The organism is Streptomyces sp. NPDC051183 (assembly GCF_040682455.1).
GTDB lineage: Bacteria > Actinomycetota > Actinomycetes > Streptomycetales > Streptomycetaceae > Streptomyces.
Window position 1 is genome coordinate 1 of the sequence record NZ_JBFBBA010000015.1, and the last position, 20,810, is coordinate 20,810.

Here is a 20,810-nt window from a genome sequence, read left to right on the forward strand (position 1 = left end):
CGGCTACTGGCCACCGAAACCTCGGTGTGGAGCGACGATGTCTGGATCGTGGACTCCACTCCGGTGGAATGCGGCCGCTCACGCGAGACCATCAAGCGCTCCGAGCTGGCCGGATGGGCCGAGTACGGGTACTGCGCCAGTCACACCCGCTTCTTCTGGGGCCTGCGGCTGCATCTGGTGTGCACCCTCCAGGGCCTGCCCGTCGCCTTCGCTCTGACCGGGGCCAAGGCCGACGAGCGCGAGACCCTGCTGGACCTCCTGGCCGCCGAACCCAGCCTCGTCGCCTTGCGTCCTGCCCAAACCCTGATCGGCGACAAGAACTACTTCGGCCGGGGCTTCGAAGACGAGCTCGCCGAACAGGACATCCGGCTGCTGCGGCCGACCCGCAAGGGCGAGCCGGAACGGCCCGGAGCTCCCCTGTTCAAACCGGTTGCGGCAGGTCATCGAGTCGGTCAACGAGACCTTCAAGGGCCAACTCGACCTCGAACAGCACCGAGGGCGCACACCCGGTGGTGTCGTCGCCCGCGTCATGCAGCGAATCCTCGCGCTGACCGCCGCGATCTGGCACAACGACCACACCGGACAGCACGTCCTCCGCTCGCTGACCGCCTATGACCACTGACCCCTTGGAATCGATCATCTAGTCCGAACCCGCCTTCGTCTCGGAGTTTCTGGCGCCGACGATCAGGCGACGCCTGAACGTCACCTCCGGGACCTGGTGTCCCCGGTGGTAGGAGCACCCCGAGGCAGACGCCAGGCTGGCCGCACACTCGGAGGCGGACCGACTGATTCAGCCATGATCGCCTAAGTTCCAGCCGACCGTCGTGGCAGCGTAGGCGGTCCGACAGCTCTTACCTAGGATCACTTCAACCGATTGCGGCCCGACGGGCTTCCTGCCAAGGACATGCCCCCACCCGCACGAGTCACTCGTGCCCTGGGGGAACCACCTCGTGTCCATGCTCCTGCTCAAGTTGTCGGCGGAGGACCTGCTCAATCTGAATGCGCGGCGTCGGATGGTGCCGCACCTCGCCGCTCGATGGCGGCACTTCAGGGGCGCGGATGCTTCGTTGTCAGAACGTTCAGCCTGGGCGGAGAGCCTGGTGAGCCTGGCGAACGATCTGGTCGCTGCAGAACGTGGCAACGTGGAGATGGTTGTCGAATGTGCTGCCACGGTCGACGAGGTGATCCGTTCGGAGAACGCACGCCTCATTGATGTCGTTCTGGTGGGTCGCCACCCGGAAAGCGGCGTGCCGTCCGTGCAGCTGGTTGAGCTGAAGCGGTGGTCGATGGTCACGAGGGTGGAGCGGGCCACGGCAGACCTGCTGTATGTGCCGGCCATGGATGAGGTGAAGCAGCATCCGGCACTGCAACTGCGCTCGTACTACCAGGCGTTCACGAGCGAACGAGGCCCGTTTCGGAAGGCCGAGTTCGAGTGCGGAGGTTTCGCCTACCTGCACAATGCCACGGAAGAGTCGGTGCGCCCGCTGATCGAGGTGGACGCGCCGACGGGTGCTTATGCCCACGTCTACACCCGTGATCGGCGCCCTGCTTTGCTGCAGGACCTCCGCAAGTACTTCGCTGTTGATGGCGCGGACTCAGAGGCCGAGAAGATGCTTGCGAACATGGGTTTGCGTAACACGCGGTTGCTCGACGCAATGATCTGCTCCCACGGCGCCGACTCCGTGTTCACCCTGCGGGGGCGCCAGAAGGACGTGGCCGACCAAGTCCTGGAGACTGCGGCCAAGGTTCTGCCGGATCCGAATACGCCGGCCTTGATCCCGGACGAACGTCGGGTGATCTTTCTGGTGACCGGCGGTGCCGGCACCGGGAAGAGTGCGATCGGACTGCAGATCAAGGCTGAGCTGGAGGCGCAAGGCCGCACGGTCAACTACGCCAGTGGGAGCAGGGCGTTCAACGGTGCTCTGCAAGAGCACGTCGGATACGGGGACCGGGCCTTCAAGGAGACGTTCACCTACTTCAGCAACTTCGTCAAAGCGCCAGAACCACCTCTGGACGTGCTGATCTGCGATGAGGCACACCGCCTTCGAGACAGGTCCACGAACAGATTCTGGAAGCCCGAGGACCAGGGCACGGGGCCGCAGGTGGATGAGCTTCTCGCGGCATCGCGACTCACTGTGTTCCTCATGGACGAAGGACAGTCCGTCAGGCCGAACGAGGTCGGCACCGCCAGCCTGATCAAGGAAGCGGCCGCACGGCACGATGCCCACCTCATTGAGATGGGACTCCGGGAACAGTTCCGCTGTGGAGGGAGCGATGCCTACCCCCGTTGGGTACGCGCCGTGCTCGGCGTGAACGACGAAAAGGCCGAGCGCTGGTGCCCGGACGGCTTGATGCACGTCGAGGTGGCAGATACTCCCGAGGAACTGGAGGGGATCATCCGTACCGAAGCCCTTGCCGGGGCTTCCGCGCGGATGGTCGCCGGCTATTGCTGGCCTTGGACGAAGCCGCTCGGCAAGGACAAGAGGCTGGAGGCCGATGTGCGCATCGGTGGCTGGCACCGGCCGTGGAACGCGGACAGCGATAGCTTTTGCGCCGATTCCGTACCCCCGTCCAAGATCTGGTCCGTGCATGAGAACGGGCTCGGCCAGATCGGATGTGTGTACACGGCTCAGGGCCTCGAATGGGACTGGTGCGGCGTCATCATGGGAGAGGACATGGTGCGCAGGGACGGGCAGTGGGTGTTCCGCCGGGGTAAGGACCGCAAGGAGGAGGGCTCCGACATCAAGCGCGTGGACCGGCCGGGCTCCTTCGACCCGAAGGTGAAGGCGGGCAGTGTCGACGACGAGGAATTCGCCCGGCTCGTCCGGCACGCATATCACGTTCTGATGACCCGGGCGAGCAGGGCGACGGTGCTGTATTCCACGGACGAGGAGACCCGGACCTACCTCAAAGAGCTCGTCGGGCCCGTCGAGATCCACGCGCTGCGGCCCACGTGGGAGAACCTGCCGGCGGAGGCCCGCAAGCCGAACATGCCCCGGCCTGGTAGGGGAAGTCGCGGCAAGAATCGGCGGAAGTCACGCAAGAAGAAGGGTTCCGACCTGACCCTCTTCTGAGTTGGATGGTCGCGTCAGATGTGAGTGGCGGGCTCACCGGGCCCGCCACTCGCCCGCTCTAGAAGAGCAGACCCGCGATCGAAAGCAGTGCCGTCACCAGAAGATTGGTGACGACTCCGACAGCGATCTCGATCAGGATCTCGCGGATCCGTTCACGACGCGCAGGCTTGTACTCGACCGAGGTCATGGCCGCTCCAATGCAGTGAGATCGGAATGGCAGGGGGACGCCCTGCGGGCATCCACGCTCACGCCGTGTGTCACCACACGACGGGCACAACCACTCGTCGCTCACGGGTCATTGGGGCATGCACAGCGACCCTTGCCTCGTACCCTCCGGGAAGGTGCGCAGCGTGATCATGCTATCTGGCGCATCGGTCTTGCGCGTGGGTGTTCTCGAAAGCTCCAGGGACGGATGCTCCCCAGGTTCCTCGGCTTCGGATGCGGTCGGGACTCAAGGCGTCGGAGGGATGAGAGAGCCTAGCTTCTCGCGGGTCTCGGGATCCGTCGAGTAGACGACCGTCCCGATCATGCCCCGGGTGAGAAGCACCTTGTAGGTGTTGCGCACGAGGCGATCCACGTCGTCGTCCGATGTTGCCTTCGTGAAGGACGGGTCCTTCGACGCAGTGCGGTCCACCACCCAGCGGTCGGTGCGCCAGACGAGGTCCGGGCCGATGATGACACCCGACCAGTCGTACTCGAAGCCCTGCGCGGTATAGACGCATCCGACCTGTCCGAACCCCTCGGGGTCGGTGGCCCACAGCGGCGCCGGCGGTGCGCCGAGCAGAGCCCGGTCACCGTAGAGGTTCCACGGCCTTGCCCAGTCGCCGATGACCACGTCGGCGGGCAGTGCGTTCATGCTGGAGGTGATCTTCGTCGTCCATTTCCAGCAGTAGCCCGCGGAGATGCGGGCGCCGTACCCCTGTTCCCGTTGAGCGACCAGGAAGTCTTCCAGCTGCTGTGGGGTGTCGACGGTCAGCAGCCGTACTTTGTCGTCCGGCTCCCATGCGGTGGGGGAGTGACCTTCAAGCCCCAGCAGGTCGACGACCCACCGCAGGTAAGCGTCGCTACCACCGCACCGGAACTGGCTGTCCAGTTCCACCACGGTGCATGTGAGCCCCAAGGCGGCGGCTGCCTCCCGGATCTGCTCTTCCGTCCCCATCTCGCCAGGACGGACCACCTGGTGCTGGTCGAGCAGGAAGACCGGAACCTGAGCGGCTGCGATGAGTTCCGCAATCTGTGGCCGCCCCGTGCGGAGCGTCGCCTTCGTGTAGCGGTTGGCGGACGTCTTGCGCAGCCGGTGGGCCTCATCGCAAATCAGGACGTCGAGATCGTTGGGCTCGGCCTCCATGAAGCTGTTGAAATACCGAAAGAGACGTTGAACCTCGGGCTTGCGAGTGCCCGCGATCTTGCGCATCGTCTTGGTGAAGGATTGAGAGCCGGTGGCGTGCAGAGCGGGCACCCCGCGCCGGTAGAGGTCTCCCAGCAGGGACAGGGCGATCACGCTCTTGCCGGAGCCAGGCCCCCCGGTCACCACGACGACCTCTTTGTGATTGGCCCGTCGAGCCCGTCGCACCGCCGCCATGACCGTCTCGTAAGCGGTTCTCTGTTCATCGAGCAGGACGAACTGCTCCCGGTCGCGTACTTCTGCCGCGGCGACGGCCATCAGTTGCTTCGAAGGCCGGACCTTGGCCTGCAGCAATGCGTCGGCCGCCTCGGCGCCAGGCTTCGCGGCCAGCCGCGAGCGCAAGTATCCGAGCAGCGCGCCGCGCTGATCGCCGGTGAACATCCGGCCGCGGTCGTCCTCGGTGACAAGGCGTAGGCCCGAGACTTTGGACTCCGGAGCGTTGTGCAGGTACGCGATGCCGACGACCGACTCCGGACTGTGCTCCAGCGCTCCGTTGAACGAGACCAGGTAGTCGCAGTAGCCGCGTACCTGCTCGATCGGGTTGAGGATCGGATGTGCCCAGGCGTCGATGCGGCACAGCAGGGGGTCCTCCGCCTCGGGGTGGGCCTCGCTCCACTGCTTCAGTTCGACCACCACGTACGACGGCTCACCAGTGGCCGGATGCTCGCCGGCCAGTATCACGTCAGCGCGCTTGCTTGTCAGCGGTAGTCCGTACTCCAGCAGCATCTCGACTTCGCCGAGCCCTGCTTCCACGAGCACGTTGATGAGTGCCGGAATGCTGCGTTCCCAAGCATTGACCTCCGCCGGCTGTGGCCGGTGGCGGTGCTGGTGCAGGAAGTTCTCGGTCAGGAGTCGAGCCAATCTCCCCTCGACATGGGTGCGAGTGGCCAACGATGCCGCGGACTCACGGAACAGCAAGAAAACGCCCCCAGGCAGCACGAAGTAGCTCGTGCGGGTGGGGGCATGTCCTGAGTTCCGCGGATGCGGAGCGGAAGCCTGTCGGGCCGCTGAGTCTGTCCTGGTCATCCTAGAACAGGCGGTGGATCAAGGGATTGGCCCCAAGTCTTACCCGGGGGAGGTGAGGTGGAACCGTACGGTCTCCTGCAAGGCCGCGCGCGCCCCATCGAAGTCGGCCAGCCGTGCGGCAACGGTGGCCAGCGCAAGACGTTGGGGCAGCGCTGCCGAGAACTTCAGGCCGTGCACCGCTCGGTGATCGACGTCGGGTAGCACCAGCGCGTTCCCGCCGTCGGTATCCGTACGAGCCTCTCGCCACATGCCCGGTGTCAGGTCCTCCCGCAGCCGCACGTAGCAGTCCGTCGGCCGCTGCATGGGGTCGCTGATCGAAGGGAGAGTGGCAGCCAGTGTCGCGTTCGCTCGATATCCGGCCCATGTCCACCAACGCACATCGGTGCCGTCGCGGGTGATCACTGAGCAGCCGGCATCGGTGATCTGGGGAGCGTCCTCCTCTCGCCATTCGGTCAGGCATGCCTCGGCCCGACGAGTGAGAGGGACTGGGGGATTCGCTCCGAGAAGCACGTCGCGCATCGAACGGGTCAGCGCGTATGACAGGCCGGCGAGCCCCCCACCGGTCCATTTGGCGACGCCGCCACCATCAGCAGGCTCGACGAAGGCGCGCTTGCGCCCCCAGTCGATGAACGTCACCTGCCAGCTGCGTCCGCCGAGCAGCAACCGGCGTGGGCCGGGCCGCTCCTCCGTCAGGACGGAAGGGTCGGTTTGCCCGATCTCGGTACGACCCGACAGGACTGTGAACTGAGGGGGTGCGGTGAAGGAGGCGGTCAACTCGATGAAGTGACGGCGGCCGAACCGTCGCTCCGCCTCTTGACCGATGAAGAGCATGCTGCCGTCCTCGTCGAGGAACCCTTCGCTCACCAGGTGCCGCAGGACGGGAGCCGCTGATCGGTCGAACGGCGCCAGTCCGTTCCACATTCCTTGCCATGTCTGGTCGCCGATGCGGTGTTGTTGGAGTGTGGCGGCGAGGAGTTGTTGTGCCACGAGATGGCGAGGTTCGGGAGGAGGCGTCACCGGTTCGACCCAGCCGCGGCCCCAGAGCAACAGGAGGGCGGCTGCTTGCAGCAGGGTGTCCTTGCCGGTTGTAAGGAACAGACAGTTGCGCGTGGTTCCCGAGCGTCTGCCGGTACGGCCGATGCGCTGCAGGAAGGAGGCTACTGTGCAGGGCGAGTCGATCTGAATGACCCGATCCAGGTCGCCCACGTCGATGCCGAGCTCCAGTGTGGAGGTGGAGACGATGACGCAGTCCCGTGCCTCCGCGAAGGCCTGTTCCGACCGGGCTCTTTCTTCGGCCGAGAGCGAGGCGTGCGAAAGGAACACCGTCACTTCTCGTGCCCTCAGGGCGGCTCCCAGCAGCTCGACCTGTCGCCGTGACTCGCAGAACACCAGCCGCTTCTCGCCGCGGTGCAGTGCTGAGATCAGTTTGGCCGCGTTCTCGAGCGACCCTACGTAGTCCAGCTCTACCTCGCCAAGCGGCCGGCGGTCCACGGGCGAGGTGGCCACGGCCGACGCAGTGGCCGGCGTCAGTTCGACGCCGGGGGCGACGACCCGCCCGGGGCGTTTGCCGGCACCGGATCCCTGGAGCCAGGTGAGGAGCTGTTGAGGGTTGCCGACGGTGGCAGAGAGACCGATCCGTTGGATGGGGCGTCCAGTGACCTGCTCCAGACGTTCCAGTACCGCAAGCAGGTGCCAGCCTCGGTCGTCGCCCGCGAAGGCGTGCACCTCGTCCACCACGACCGCCCGGACCCCGCCCAGGAGCTGAGCGTGGTCGGTCTTGACCCCGATGAGCATCGCCTCGAGGGACTCGGGAGTGGTGAGGAGGATGTCGGGTGTGTCCGTACGGATGCGCCTGCGCTGGGACTCCTTGGTGTCGCCGTGCCACAGCGCGGCTCGGCGGCCGAGCCACTGGGCGTAGGAGTCGACGCGGACGGCCAGGTTGTTGAGGAGGGCTTTGAGCGGGCACAGGTAGAGAACAGACGTTCCGGACCAGTGCTGGCGGGACATGGCCGAAAGGATCGGCAGGCAGGCTGCCTCGGTCTTGCCGCCGGCTGTGGGAGCCAGGAGCACGGCGTCCTCGCCGTCCATGAGGGGATCGATCGAGGCCTTCTGGAGAGGTCGGAGGTCGGGCCAGCCGAGGGTGTTCACGACATGGTGGAGGATGACGGGGTCGAGGCGGTCGACGGGGTCCGTGCCGGCCCCACCCACTTCGTCTCCGCCCATCAGACGTCCAGGTCGATGTCGTCGGCTGATCCGGATACGGCGTGGTTGCGCTCCACGTCCGTCAGTTCGCTGCTCGTCACGGTCAGCCGGTAGTGCTGCCGGGGGTCGAACTCCTCGAACTGGTCGATGCGGTCCAGAACGTCACCGACCAGCTTCTTGAGGAACAGCCGGGGCGCCACGCCGACTTTTCCCCCGAGGGCTCCACCCACCGCGCGGGCGAGATCGGCAATGTACGCATCGTCGGCGAGCGACTTCACACGCTCCGGCGACGTGGCCCCTTGCGCGTAGAGGTCCCGGATGGTCACTCCGAGGCCGACCAGAGACTCCTGTGTGAAGCCCGGCAGCCGGACTTGCACAGCACGCGGGTTGTCGAAGCGCGGGTCGGTGGTGAAGTCGGTGGCGAGGCGCTGCGCGAGCGGAGCGAGCCGCTGAACCCCCTGCTGTCCGTCGTAGAACGCAGGAGTTCCGGTGATCAAGAGATAGAGGCCGGGGAACCGGCCCGAGTGTACTTCGTCGATGAGCTGTCGGAGGGCGTTCAATGCCTTGTCCCGCGCATCCGAACGCACACGCTGAAGGGTCTCGACCTCGTCCAGGACGACGAACAGACCATTGTGCCCGGAGTCGCGCAGTACGGTCAGGAGGCCCTGAAGGAAGCCGAAGGCCCCGAAGTGATCGAGGTCGCCGCGCACGCCGGCGGAGCGGCGGGCGGCTGCTGCCACGTGGGGCTGGCCGCCCAGCCACGCCAGGACGGCTGCGGCGGTCGCCTCGTCGCCGTTGGCGAGGGCCGACTTGTATCCGCGTAGTGCGGTGGCGAACGACGGGGCATGCCGCGACACCTCGGTCAGTCGCGCCCCCAGCAGCTTCTCGACCGCCGGTGCGAGGTCCTCCTCATCGGTGCCGTCCGCGAGGGCATCCTCTTCCAGGGTGTAGAACCATGCGTCCACGACGGGCCGGAGCGCGCTCGGCGGGAAGCTTGCAGTGGCCAGTCGCTCGGTAAGGCGTCGGTAGACGGTCTCCAGCTTGTGGAGAGGCGTCTCGGTCTCGGAGATCTGGATCTCCGCCAGGGCGAAGCCCCGCCGCTTGGCCCGTTCACCCAGCCATCGGGTGAAGAAGGTCTTGCCCGAGCCGTACTCGCCGCGGACGGCCTTGAACACCGACGAGCCGGAGGCGACCGCTTCGAGCTCGGCATCGAGCGCCGCATCGAACCGGTCCAGGCCAGTGGCCAGGAGGTCGAGCCCGCTTTCGGGGACGGCGCCGCGACGCAGGGCGTCGATCACCGCGCGGCGACGGGCCGCGCTGGCCGGGGAGGGACGGGAGGAAGCAGCGGTACTCACGTCATCAGTGTCCCATTCCAGCGGCGCCCTGCGGTTGGCTGAAGTTGGCCGCTGGTACTGCCGATCGCGTTGACCGCTATGTCACGTCGTTGGTCTAATCGCCGCCCGTGTGAAGAACGCGCAGCACTGCGAGGGTGGGGAACGAGCACGTGGCAGGACTCGACAATGTGAAGCTCAAGGCACTTCTGGCGGATGTCGCGTCAGGATCCCTTCAACTCCCCGACTTCCAGCGGGACTGGAAGTGGGATGACGACCGAATTCGAGCCATTGTTGCGACGGTGACGCTCGACTACCCCTTGGGCGTGGTGATGACGCTGGAGGCAGGGGGTGACTCGCCCTTCCGTGCCCGCGCGCTCACGGGCGCACAGGTGGCGGAGGAGACGACACCCAACCTGTTGCTCCTCGACGGACAGCAACGTCTCACCTCGCTGTTCCAAGCACTCTTCCAGGACAGTCCCGTCGAGACCAGCGATGCGCGGGGCAACGCCGTCAGGCGCTGGTACTACGTGGACATCGAGAAGGCGATCGGCTCGCCCGCGGATCGTGACGAAGCGATCGTCTCCGCACCCGAGGACAAGGTCCTGCGCGCGAACTTCGCCCGGGACGTTGTCCACGACCTGACCACCACCCACGGGGAATGCGAGGCCGGACTCTTCCCCCTGAGTATCGTCTTCGACACGGCGAAGGTGAATGCCTGGCGACGGGCGTACGAGAAGGCTGACGACGGTCACTTCGATCGATGGAGCCTCTTCGAGGACCAGGTCCTCGAGCCCGTGCGCTCCTTCCAGGTGCCCATGATCAAACTGGCCGCCTCCACCTCCATGGACGCTGTCTGCGCCGTCTTCGAGCGGGTGAACACGGGAGGTGTGCCCCTCAACGTCTTCGAGCTGCTGACGGCGACCTACGCCGGTGACCGCGCCTATCGCGAGCGGACCGGAGACTATTACCAGCTGCCCCAGGTCTGGCGGGCCATCAAGGAGGAGCTCGCCGGCCGCCATCCCGTGTTCGGGCGGCTAGAGGTGGGCATCGACGACGGACTGAGCAGCAGCGACTTCCTGCAGGCCGTGGCTCTGGTGCGTACCTGGTCGCGGAAGCAGGACGGGCTGGGTACCGGTGTCTCCTGTAAGCGTCGTGACCTCCTTGAGCTCCCTCTCGCGGACTTCGAGTCGCTCGCCCCGCGACTGGCCGAGGCGTTCGCATGGGCGGGAGCATTCCTCGAGAGGCAGTGCATCGTTCGGGCTGCCGAGCTGCCCTATCGCACCCAGCTGGTACCGCTCGCCGCCATCCGGGCCATCCTCGGGGAGGCGACCGACAGCCTGGGTGCGGAAGACATGATCACGCAGTGGTACTGGTGCGGCGTGCTCGGCGAAATGTACGGCGGCTCCACCGAAACCCGTTTCACGCGGGACGTCGAGCAGCTGGTGGCATGGGTCCGACGTGAGGGCCCCGCGCCGGAGACCGTCAGCGACGCCTACTTCTTCCCCGAGCGGCTGGACACGCTCACGACGCGGAACAGCGCTGCCTACAAGGGAATCTACGCGCTGCTCATCAAGCAGGGCGCTGTGGACTGGCACCACACGGAGACGCCGCTGAAGCCCGGCCTGATGGACGAGTACGGCGTGGACGTCCGTCACATCTTCCCGAGGGCGTGGGTGCGGCGGCTGTACGACGGGGCCAAGACGCCCCCCGCCAACTCCATCGTCAACAAGACGCCGCTGTCCCTGCGCGCGGCTCAGGCCCTCACCGGCGCCCCCGGTACGTATCTCGACTCGCTCGCCGCTGCCTCGGACATGCGCCGGGAGTGGTTCGACGACGTCATCGCTACGCACCTGATCGATCCGTACCTCCTGCGGCAGAACGACTACGAGGCCTTCTACGCGGCACGGGCCAAGCAGCTCGAGGACATGGTGTACGCAGCCATGGGCAAGCGGACCATTCTGCGCGACATGACCGACGCCAAGGCGGTCAAGTGAACCGGAAGCCGACCACCGAGGAGCTCCTCGCGCTCAAGGGCACGGAGCTTCCTCTCGGGGAACTGCTGGACCTGTTCGGCGTGCGGGTGCGCAGGCCGTGGAACGTGCACGAGATCGGACAGGCTCTCACCGACGCGGGACTGGCTACGCTGCCGGACTTCGCCAACTGTGCGCCGGGTGAGTGCGTCCAGGTCGTAGCCTTCGTCACGGCAGTGCAGGCAACACCGGAGACTGACGAAGTCGAAGCGGCCGAGAGGGATCCGCTTCCTTCGGCCGCACTGCCGCAGCGGCTCCTGATCGGTGACCTGCCGTCCGCCCGCGGCGGGGTCCGATGCGTGTCCCTCACCGCGGAGCTGTCTCAGGCGACGTACCTGATGCGCCAGCGGGGCTATGCCCAGATCCCTGTGACAACGGGCATGACCACGGTCCACGGCGTCGTCACCTGGCGTTCCCTGGCCCTCATGTACGAGCGGGGGAAGGAGGTCGGCCTGGAGAACGCCATGCAGCAGGACTCGCTGCCGTTGGCCGACGCGCGACAGGAGTTCTTCTCGTGTCTGCCCATGCTCTTGGAGCACGGCTACCTTCTGGTCCGAGGCGAGGACGGGAGTCTCTCGGGCATCGTGACCCAGGCCCATGTGATCCACCGCTTCGAAAGCGCTGCCCGGCCCTTCTTCCTCCTCGGCGAGATCGAATCCCTCCTGCGCCGATGGCTGGGAGCTGCCCTCACGGAGGAGGCGATCAAGGCGGTGCAGACGAACAAGAAGGCCGAGCACCGCTCCGGCAAGGTCGAGGACCTGACCTTCGGCGACTACGTCTACCTCCTCAACGGAGAGCAGAAGAAGCCGGCCATGGCCCAGCAGGCGGACCTCAACTGGGCCGCGCTCCAGTGCGAATCTCTGGACCGCGGCCAGTTCGTGCGTCATCTGCAGCGGGTGAAGGGCATCCGCAACCGCATCGCTCACTTCGATGCGGAGCCTTTGCCCCTCGAGTCGATGCGGGAGTTGACGGCCTTCACCACCCTGCTGCGGGACTACGCGGGCTGAGCCACCCCGTCACACTCCGAACTGCAGCTGCAGCAGACTCCTGTCGAGACGGAGCGTCCGTCCGTCCGGCAGGGTCTGCAGCACCTGCACTCCGTCGTAGTTGAGGAGTTGGCGCAGCACCGCGGCAAAGCCGTCCGCTCGGGTGGCCGGGTAGTCGACGCGCTGCGCCACAGCGGTCACGGGCAGGGTGCCGGCCTCCAGGAGGGCCCGGATCGCCTTCTCCAGCTTGTCCATGGGGGGCTTGCGGGCCAGCAGCCCCACCTGGTCCTGGAACGCTTCCGACGTGAGCAACGCGGAGATCAGTGCATCGTCCGGCGCGACCAGCACGGGTGTGACCAAGGCATCTTCGTGTTCGGCTGCCGGAACCAGAGCGACGTCGAAGAGGGAGTCGTGCGTCTGGGCCAGTTCGGCCTGCGCCTTCGTCGGCTTGTGCCGGTTCTGCTTTTCCGGACGGGGCACGGTCGACGCTGAGCCCAGAACGGCGTTCTGGACGGGCGCGTGCCCGTCGAGCAGCCACCATGCCGGACGCTGGTCACCCAGTTCGCGCCAGCCGCTGGGCGGCACCGCACCGAACGGGAGGAAAGCGAGTACGGGGATGGTGACCTCACGCAGGGAAGCGCCACCGTGGTAGCCCGCCTTGAGCGCGGTGTAGCGGGAGTCGGCGTCCCAGAGGGCGACGATCGAGCCGCCTGCGTCGGGCCAGACCACGCGGGGACCCGACAGGGCGACCTCATTGTCTCCCAGGGGGCCGCCCGGGGAGCGGTGGCGGGCGGAATCCGGTGCACCGGCATCCACCTTGACCCCTTGACGGTCCACGACGTGGCCGTGGTCGCTGGTGAGGACCACCGCCATGCCCTGCGTCGCGGCGACCCGCAGCAGATCGCGCAGCCGCCCTATCTCGTTGAGGTGCCAGGCCCCGTCACCGAGCTTCTGCTCCTTCGCGAGCCGGTCGTCGATGGTGTTCAGCACGACCGCGACGTGCGTGCGCCCGTCACCGAGGGCTTCTGTGAGTGCCGGGCCGAACGTGTCCCCGGAGCCCTCGGCGCGCAGGTCGTCCTTGTGGAAGACCGCGGCCGGCGCTCCGCCCCAGAAGGCGTGGACGGGGAACAGCCGCTTCTCCTCCGCCTGCGTGCCCTTCAGTAGTCGGCCTGCGAAGAGGGACGTACGGCAGACCCCCGTCACGGTGGGCAGAGCAGCGGCCATCGCGCGGCGGCTAGGTGCTCCTCCCTCGTCGAGCGGGTCGAACTCGGCCCACGACGCACGCAGTTCCTCGCCGAGTTCGGCGGCGATCGCGGCGCTCATCCCGTCCAGGACGAGCAGAAGTACGCGTCGGTCTGTCCCGCCGCGCACGACGGGCTTCACCACCCGGTCGAGGAAGGTCTCCACGGTCAGCATGGAGCCGGGCTGGGTGCCGGCCGCCGTCCAGCCGGCCAGTGCGCGGGCGAAGTCGGCGTCGATCTCGTGGCGCTTGCCGCGGACCTGACGGCCGAGGGCGTCGTACGCCGCCTTCAGGACGAGATCCGGGTCCCCGCCCGCCTCGATGTGCTCGAGGGCCCGGTCCACCCAACCGGTTTCGTCGACGTGGCGCTGTAGGGCATCGGCCACGGTGTCCGAGGCGACGGCGGGGTCGCCGGCGAGCCACTGCGCGAGTCGCCGGCCCATCCGGGCACGCTCCACCCGGGCCCGTGCCTCCGGGCCGTCGGCCTGGCTGTGCTCGCCCAGGGCGCGTACCGCATCCGCGACGGAACCCGGGTCGCCGGTTGTCAGAGCCCGGCCCACCGCGGCGAAACGTGCTTCGAGACCCGCGGCCAGCATCGCGCTGGATGTGGCGGCCTCCTCCGCGCCGAACTGGCGGACCAGCGTGGAGGCCCGGTCCAGGACGGTGTCGCTGAGCCGCCGGGCCTCACGCAGTGCCTCCGCGTCACCGCTGGTGCCGCGAGCCGCGGAGGTCAACAGCCCGGCGACGTACTTCTCGGCGGCCAGCGCGAACCGGGACACGAGGAGGTCGAGCTCCTCGCCCTTCGCGACGGGCTGCTCGCCCAGCCACCGCTCGGCCCGCCCACGAGCCCGGTACACGGCGGCGTCCGGCTCGCTGTGCACCCACAGGGCGGCGCAGACCAGACCGAAGGCAACGGCGTCGGGGCCGTGGTCGGCCTCGACCAGCGCCAGGAGAGCCCGACCGGCGTGACCGGCCTGGTCCTCCTCGCCGAGGAACGAGGACAGGCCCTCCCGTTCCGGGCGGCGGAGCTTCAGGAGGAGTTCGGGCCCGCCTGCGGACAGGGACCACCCGAACAGGGTCTGCGGGTCCAGCGTGTCACCGGCCGGGGCTCGTCCCGAGGACTCCGCCTCGCTGTCGTACCGGCCCAGCCGCAGCCGGCGCAGGGCCAGGGAGGTGAGGGCCGTGCGCCGGGAGAGCATGCCGCCGGCGACGGGCGGCCAGCCGCCCTTCGGCGGGGTGGCGTCCAGCAGGGCCTCCGCGGCCCAGTTGGAGTCCTTGAGCCGGGGATCGACCTGCTGGGCGCGGAACGCGTCACGGACCACGTCCCAGCTGTCGACCGTGTCGACGCGCTTCTTGTGCGCCCGCGCCAGGATGGCGGGATCCAGCTCGTTCTGCTCGCGGTCGGTCAGGACGACGAGCACGGCCGGTCCGGGCGCCGTGCCGTCGAGATGGCCCAGCAGCAGTTCATGCACGGCGAGGGGGGACGGTGCGGCCGCGATGCGGGCCGTCAGCCCGTCGCCCCAGGCGGGCTCGGTCGGGCCCTCCCACTGGGGCGTCGAGCGCAACAGCACCGCGCGGCGACGGTCGTTTCCGCTCAGGGAGGCGGTGAGGGAGCTCTGGGACGACAGGTACTGGGTGACGGTCGCGAGGTTCAGGCGTACGGCGACGGCGCCGGTGGTGACGCTCATCGGCCGACGACCCGCCACGTGATCTCTACGGTGACGCCGGGCTCGGCGGAGGCCAGCTCCGCCAGCTCCGCCTGGAGCTCGGCCACCGCGCGCGAAGCCGTCGTCGTCCGTGCCCCGCTGGTGCGGCGCTTCCCGGCAGGGTCGGACGGCGAGGTCTGGGACTCCTCGTAGGGAATCCTCGGATCGCTGGTCTTCGTGTCCAGAGGAACGTCGGCGGGACCCTGGGGGCCGGGGGCCGGGGCCACCGGAGGCGGCGGGGAGACCGCTCGGTTCCGCTTGACCAGCGCCAGCACCTCGCGTTGGGTGCGGACGAGGGCCTCCTCCAGCTTGTCCGTCCGCTGCTGGTCGCTGCGGGCGACATTGCGCAGGGAGTCGAGGAGCGCGTCGCCCTCCGGGCCTTCGGCCGACGCGAGCTCCAGGGTGCTCCAGGAAGTCGCGGCGAGTGCTTCGGCCACCTTTCGGGCCTGCTTGACGGAGGTCCCGTACTGCTCGGGCGTCATCTCGCCGAGGTCGAACCGGGCGAGCGCCTCCACGGTCTTCTTGGCGCCGGCCGCACCCTGGCCGGCCGTCGCGGTCAGGGCCTTGAGCAGCTCCACGGCCCGTCGGGCGAGGGCGAGGCGGCCGGTCTCTGCGGTCTGGTCGAGGTGGAGGAAGCCGGCGTGCTCGGTCAGCCGCTCGGCCAGCTCGGCGGTGGCCTCCTGGAAGGCACGGGCCTGCTCGGTGATCTGGCGGGCGAACTGGTTGACGATGCGTCCACGCAGCAGGGTGGGCGCCGACTGTCCGAAGACGGCCGCGAAGCGCTGCCTGGCGGACTCCCAGTCCTCCGGGGAAGGCAGCGGCTGGCTGCGCAGGGCGTCGCGGTCCTTGATCTGTGCCAGTTCCGGAGCGGGGTCGAGGGGCATGCCCTCGCGTACCCAGACCCGGTCGTCCATCTCGGCGAAGGCTGCCACGACGAGCCGTCCGAGGAAGTCCGGCAGACCGCGCGGGGCGGGCTTGTCGGTCCAGTCGGTGAGCGTGATCAGCGTGAGGTCGCCGGTGACGCCGTTCTCGCGGGCGAGCTGGCGGAAGTGGTCGGCCCAGTACGGGGACAGCTCGAAGTACGCCTCCTTCTGCTGCCCGAGGCGCAGCGGCCCGGCGATCCGCTTCATCAGTGCACGGTCGCCGGCCGGAACCTCGGTGCGGCCGTCGCGAGCCTCGGCGGCGGCACGGACGTGCGTGAAGACCTTCTTGGCGTCGCCGGCCTTGACGACCGTGCCGGTGTGGTCGGCATCGAAGTCCGGGTGGTCCGGGAACTGCGTCGCCAGCAGCTTGCCGGCGATGTGCCGGATGCCGTCGCGCAGGGACTGGCCGAAGGAGAGGGTGAGCCCGTCGACCTCGCGCAGTGATTCCAGGTGGTCGCCGAAGCCCAGCTCCACGTCCGTGGGCTTCTTCTCGGCGAGCCCGTACGCCTGCTTGAAGGCGGCCTTGACGGTCTTGAGCAGCGATTCGCGCTGGGTCTCCAGGAGGCCCTTGGCACGCGCGCGGTTGTCGGCGTTCAGGTGCCCGGCGTACTGGCTGTCGAAGCGCTGGTCGTCGGCGAGCGCCTTGTCGATGACGACGAGTCGGCAGAAGTCCCCGTACCGCTGGCTGGAGAGGTGGGTGGGCAGCCAGGCGACGGTCCGCGACCGCTCGCCCTGCTGCTTCTCGCGCAGGCGCCGGATGCGGTTGGCGTCCTCGACGGGGCCGTACTCGCCGTCGTCGAAGGGCAGGTCGACGGCGATGCGCCAGCGGCCTTCCTCGCGGGGCATCAGGTCGTGGTCGGGCAGCTCGTCCTCGTCCGCCATGTTCCCGAAGATGACTTCGACGGAGCGGTTCGTACCGCGCCAGACGAACTGCAGCTCCTCGACCAGCTGGCCGTGGCTGACGTCGAGTTCCTCGGCGAGCAGTCGCTTGGCGAGGGCGAGGCGGTTGCCCGGGTTGTTGTTGACGTTGGCGTTGGCGATGACCGAGTCGACGTCGACACCGGAGAGCTCCAGGCGGACCCCCGGGTTGGTGTCGGTGCCGGTCTCCTTGATCTCCGGGAAGCGGCCCGCCCAGTCGGCGACCTTGTTCTTGAGGATGCCGTACTCGCGGCCGGGGATCGGGGCGACGACCGAGCCGTAGTTGAGCGCGGACAGCCTGCGGATCGTCAGATCGGCGAGGGCCGGCACGCTCGGCGCGAGGGCGGAGAGCAGGAGGGTGCCGATGATCCGGTTGTCGCCGACGAAGGTCTTCACCCGGCCGCGCAGGGCGGCGTCGGTGATGCTCTCGGGGCGGTGCGTGTACTGCTCGATGTCCTCCTCCGACACGTTGTACGTGGCGAGGAGGAACGGGCGCAGCTTCGTCCGGTACAGCTTGTCCGCGGCCTCGAAGACGACCTTGAGGCTGTCGGTGAACGGCTTGTCGCCGCCCGCGGTGATCAGCGGGTACAGATCACCGACCGGGATCAGGTCGCCCAGGCGCAGCTCGTGGCGGTGGTCCGCGAGGAGCTGGCCCATGAGCTTCATGCCGGTGCGGTTGCGCTGGAGCGCGGAGGAGACGTGGACGAGGGTGTCCATGAAGGCGGGGGAGAAGGGGTAGGTGAGCCGGAAGCTCTCCTCGTCGGCGCCGACGCCGTCGGCTCCGCGGTCGGAGCCGAGGAGGGTGTCCCACACCTCCTGGCGGACCTTGCGGGTCTTCTCGAACTCGGCGGTGATGAGGGTGGCCGACGCGGAGTCCTTGGGCTGGAGAAGGCGGGCGTGCGCGACCTGGGGGAGGTTGCGGTCCTCCAGGGTGATCTTGTCGAACCGGCCGGAGGCCTGGTTGAGGGTGTCCTGGATCGAGGACTCGGCGGCTCCGGACAGCTCCTCTCCGACCAGCTCGCGCAGGTCGCGCTGGCGGGCGATGAAGGACACGATCGGGATGGCCCGGCGGGCGTCGGCGCCCTCGACGAAGTTGGTGATCTTGCCGGCCTCGCGGCCCACGAACTTCTGGTCGTGGATGAGCGTGGCCAGCCAGAGGATCAGCTCGTCGAGGAAGAGGATCAGGCCGTCGTACCCGAGGGACTTGGCGTGCTCGGCGATCACGGACAGACCGGCGTCGAGCGAGATGAAGCCGTGCTCGTTCTCGTGCGCGTTCTGCGTGAAGCCGGGGAGGAGGTTCGTGCTGGCGTCCTGGACCAGGCGGGCGCGCAGCTCCACAGGGGTGGAGGGGGTGACGGGGTTGAGGGCGTACCCGGCCTCGTGGATCTCCTCGGCGGCGAGCGCGGTGTCGAGGAGGGCGGGGGTCCAGGCGAAGGACTCGCCCCACTCGTCGTCCTCGTCCGCCTCCCCGCCGACCGATCCGAGCCCCTTGATGACGGCCTCGTCGCCCATCCGGTCCCGCATGGCGTGGATGTCCGCGAAGAGGGAGTCGGTGCGGTACACGCGGGGGGTCGGTGCCTCGGGGTGGAGCTTCTTGACGTGGCTCACGTACGTGCCGAGGACGCGCTGCTCCAGGGCCTTCGCGCCGAGCATGTGGTACGGGACGAGCAGGAACTTCTTGCCGTCCGTGCTCAGCCACTCGTGCTTGGTGAGGACGGAGTCGAAGTCGGAGCGGCGGTGGGCGGCCGGGCTGCCGCTGAGCAGGGCGTGCAGCACGGCCATGAAGTGCGACTTACCGGAACCGAAGGAGCCGTGGAGGTACGCGGCCTTGGAGGTGTGCCCGTCGAGGGACGCCTTGATCAGGCCGAGGGCCTCGTCGAAGTTCTCCAGCAGCCGTTCCGTGACGACGTAGTCCCTGAGCGCGAGCTCGGCACCCTCGGGGGTGGTGGCCTCGGACAGCTGAAGGACGAAGTCGGACGTGGAGATCGACTCCTTGATGTTGATGACATCGCGGAGCAGGGGCGGCTGCTGGGCCATTGCGCGTCTCGCTCACCTTCTGACGGCCGTCGCCGTCGCTGTCCGTGCCGGTAGCGGTACCGGGACAAGTTCCTCGGGACATTGTCCGGCATCGGCGCTGGTTACGGGCCTGATGGGCGGAAATCTCCCGAGGATCGGGATGGCAGCGGGCACGGACGACGACGGTGCGGGGTGGCGGGCGGCCGGCTCAGCCGCTCGGAGGGCGCTTGAGACTGCGGGCGTTGACCTCCGCGAGGCGGGCGCGCAGCACCTCGGGAGGTGTCACCGGCTCGATGTGGGCGGGGTCGGCGTCCCACTCGCGGCCCCCGGCGAGGGGGCGGAGCTGGAGGTACGGGCCGAGGCGGTCGGTGACGACGCCGAGCCGGCCGCGGCGGGTGTCGCGGACGGTGTCGCCGATGGCGGGTTGGGGGCCTCGGCCGGTCGCCGTCACCGGGAGGCGCCCCTCGTGATCACTTCCGCGAGGGCGTGGGCGACGGGAGCGGAGCACTGCCCGAGGTGGACGAAGGCGTAGCGGGACCCCTCGGCCCACGGGGTACGGATGTCCATCGCGGGGATCTGGATGCCGGCCTTGGTGAGCGCGGTGGCGAGGGCATCGCGGGCGTCCATGGCCTCCTTGACCTTGCGCTGGGTGGGGGTGGACGGGCGAGGGGTGGTCATGGCGGTCTCCTTCGGCTGGTGGTGCGCTGGTTTCCCGGACCGGGAGGTGTGGCGTGGATTACGGTGCGTAGTCCGGGCACTACGAGCATGGATCCGCAGGAGGCCGGTGCTGCTGTGGGTGGGGGTGTGGTTCCCCGGCCCGCGTCGTTAGTTCCACACCTTCCACTTCCATGGTCATCAGGGAGGTAGTCGTCATGCCGCCACGTCGAGCGGTCACGGGCCGGAGCAGGGAGCCGCGGCAGCGGTTCGCGGAGGAGCTGCGGCGGCTCAGGACGGGGAGCGGGGCGAGCCTGCGGCAGCTGGGGGAACGGCTGGGGTGGGACTGGTCGCTCTTCGGGAAGATGGAGAAGGGCGAGACCCTGGGCGGCCCCGAGGTCGTCCAGGCGCTGGACCAGCACTACGGGACGCCGGGGCTTTTGCTGGCGTTGTGGGAAGTGGCGCTGGGGGACAAGACACAGTTCAAAGAGCAGTACCGGCGGTACATGGGGCTGGAGGCGGAGGCGGTCAGCCTGTCGCACTTCGGGGTGAGTGTGTTGCCGGGGCTGTTTCAGACGCAGGACTACGCGACCGAGCTGCTGGCTGCAGGTGGCTTCTCCGGGGATGACTTGACCCAGCAGGTGGAGGCACGATTGGGGCGGCAGGCCCTGCTGGAAGGGGCGGGGGCGCCGCGCTTCCGAACGATCCTCTCGGAGACTGCGTTGCGGACAGCCCTACGGGACGGGCAGGCCTGGCGGGAGCAGTTGGAGTACGTTGCCGAGTTGGCGACCTGGCCCAACGTGGTCGTCCACGTGTTGCCGTTCAGCGCCGGGTTGCATGGGCTCGACAGCACAGACCTGTCGTTCCTGCGTCAACCCGATGGGCGGACGGTGGCGTACACGGAGAATGCCTACCGGGGTGACCTGATTGAGGAGAACGCACCGGTGGAACGCCTTCACCGCGCCTACGACGAGATTCGAGACATGGCCCTTTCCCCGGCTGAGTCGCGGAAGTTCATCCTCGATCTGCTGGAGGCAACACCGTGCAACCCATCAACCTGAGGGCCGCGACGTGGCGCAAGAGCTCCCGTAGCAACTCGGGCGGCGGCGCGTGTCTTGAGGTCTCCCATGACTTCATCACGGTCGTTCCCGTGAGGGACAGCAAGCTCCCGAACGGATCGGTGCTCGTCTTTCCGGTAGGAGCCTGGCGGTCCTTCGTCCGCGCGGTCAGCGGCGGCCAGATGTCCGCTTGAACCGGCGGAGCAAGCGGATGGCTCTCGTGGACTCGATGAGTCCA

The 20,810-nt window shown here is 68.1% G+C and carries 13 protein-coding genes and 1 pseudogene; 6 read left to right on the forward strand and 8 right to left on the reverse strand.

What is annotated here, in order from left to right:
* A pseudogene (locus tag AB0M99_RS15440) lies at window positions 1-622 on the forward strand (IS982 family transposase); the annotation flags it as partial.
* A gap of 334 nt (window positions 623-956) precedes the next feature.
* On the forward strand, window positions 957-3,074 hold the full coding sequence (locus AB0M99_RS15445) for a DUF2075 domain-containing protein (RefSeq protein ID WP_365920691.1): 2,118 nt from the start codon (window positions 957-959) through the stop codon (window positions 3,072-3,074).
* A 58-nt stretch (window positions 3,075-3,132) separates the two neighbouring features.
* On the opposite strand, the gene AB0M99_RS15450 is transcribed toward AB0M99_RS15445, so the two are convergent.
* From AB0M99_RS15450 to brxD, 4 genes are all read right to left on the reverse strand, one after another.
* Window positions 3,133-3,261, reverse strand: a complete 129-nt coding sequence (locus tag AB0M99_RS15450) for a DUF6408 family protein (RefSeq protein ID WP_248844642.1) — start codon at window positions 3,259-3,261, stop codon at window positions 3,133-3,135.
* Between the two features lie 264 nt (window positions 3,262-3,525).
* A complete protein-coding gene (locus AB0M99_RS15455; RefSeq protein ID WP_365920456.1) occupies window positions 3,526-5,397 on the reverse strand; it encodes a DUF2075 domain-containing protein in 1,872 nt (623 codons plus the stop codon).
* A 147-nt stretch (window positions 5,398-5,544) separates the two neighbouring features.
* Window positions 5,545-7,728, reverse strand: coding sequence for a DEAD/DEAH box helicase (locus tag AB0M99_RS15460; RefSeq protein ID WP_365920458.1), 2,184 nt, complete (start codon window positions 7,726-7,728; stop codon window positions 5,545-5,547).
* Window positions 7,728-9,062 (reverse strand): BREX system ATP-binding protein BrxD, encoded by a 1,335-nt coding sequence (gene brxD / locus AB0M99_RS15465; RefSeq protein WP_365920459.1) that lies wholly within the window; start codon window positions 9,060-9,062, stop codon window positions 7,728-7,730. The genes AB0M99_RS15460 and brxD overlap by 1 nt, the downstream gene beginning before the upstream one ends.
* A 149-nt stretch (window positions 9,063-9,211) precedes the next feature.
* On the opposite strand from brxD, the gene AB0M99_RS15470 reads away from it, so the two are divergent.
* Complete coding sequence (locus AB0M99_RS15470; protein WP_365920461.1) at window positions 9,212-11,035, forward strand: DUF262 domain-containing protein; 1,824 nt, start codon at window positions 9,212-9,214, stop codon at window positions 11,033-11,035.
* Window positions 11,032-12,078 carry a CBS domain-containing protein gene (locus tag AB0M99_RS15475; RefSeq protein WP_365920463.1) on the forward strand — a complete coding sequence of 349 codons (1,047 nt, stop codon included), beginning with the start codon at window positions 11,032-11,034 and terminating at the stop codon, window positions 12,076-12,078. Before AB0M99_RS15470 ends, AB0M99_RS15475 begins: the two co-directional genes overlap by 4 nt.
* 9 nt (window positions 12,079-12,087) lie before the next feature.
* Here the strand turns inward: AB0M99_RS15475 and pglZ are convergent, their stop codons facing one another.
* The 4 genes from pglZ to AB0M99_RS15495 all read right to left on the reverse strand — a co-directional run bounded on the left by pglZ (window position 12,088) and on the right by AB0M99_RS15495 (window position 19,538).
* Window positions 12,088-14,985, reverse strand: coding sequence for a BREX-2 system phosphatase PglZ (pglZ, locus tag AB0M99_RS15480; protein ID WP_365920465.1), 2,898 nt, complete (start codon window positions 14,983-14,985; stop codon window positions 12,088-12,090).
* Entirely contained in the window at window positions 14,982-18,881 is a 3,900-nt protein-coding gene (locus tag AB0M99_RS15485; RefSeq protein ID WP_365920467.1) for a phage resistance protein, read from the reverse strand. Before AB0M99_RS15485 ends, pglZ begins: the two co-directional genes overlap by 4 nt.
* Before the next feature lie 187 nt (window positions 18,882-19,068).
* Window positions 19,069-19,311 carry a hypothetical protein gene (locus AB0M99_RS15490; protein WP_365920469.1) on the reverse strand — a complete coding sequence of 81 codons (243 nt, stop codon included), beginning with the start codon at window positions 19,309-19,311 and terminating at the stop codon, window positions 19,069-19,071.
* On the reverse strand, window positions 19,308-19,538 hold the full coding sequence (locus AB0M99_RS15495) for a hypothetical protein (protein ID WP_365920471.1): 231 nt from the start codon (window positions 19,536-19,538) through the stop codon (window positions 19,308-19,310). The genes AB0M99_RS15490 and AB0M99_RS15495 overlap by 4 nt, the downstream gene beginning before the upstream one ends.
* Before the next feature lie 194 nt (window positions 19,539-19,732).
* Here AB0M99_RS15495 and AB0M99_RS15500 point away from each other — a divergent pair, with 194 nt between their 5' ends.
* Together AB0M99_RS15500 and AB0M99_RS15505 are read left to right on the forward strand one after the other, a co-directional pair.
* On the forward strand, window positions 19,733-20,575 hold the full coding sequence (locus AB0M99_RS15500; RefSeq protein WP_365920693.1) for a helix-turn-helix transcriptional regulator: 843 nt from the start codon (window positions 19,733-19,735) through the stop codon (window positions 20,573-20,575).
* Window positions 20,557-20,766: a DUF397 domain-containing protein gene (locus AB0M99_RS15505; protein WP_365920473.1), complete on the forward strand. Its 210-nt coding sequence runs from the start codon at window positions 20,557-20,559 to the stop codon at window positions 20,764-20,766. The genes AB0M99_RS15500 and AB0M99_RS15505 overlap by 19 nt, the downstream gene beginning before the upstream one ends.
* Window positions 20,767-20,810: the final 44 nt, after the last annotated feature.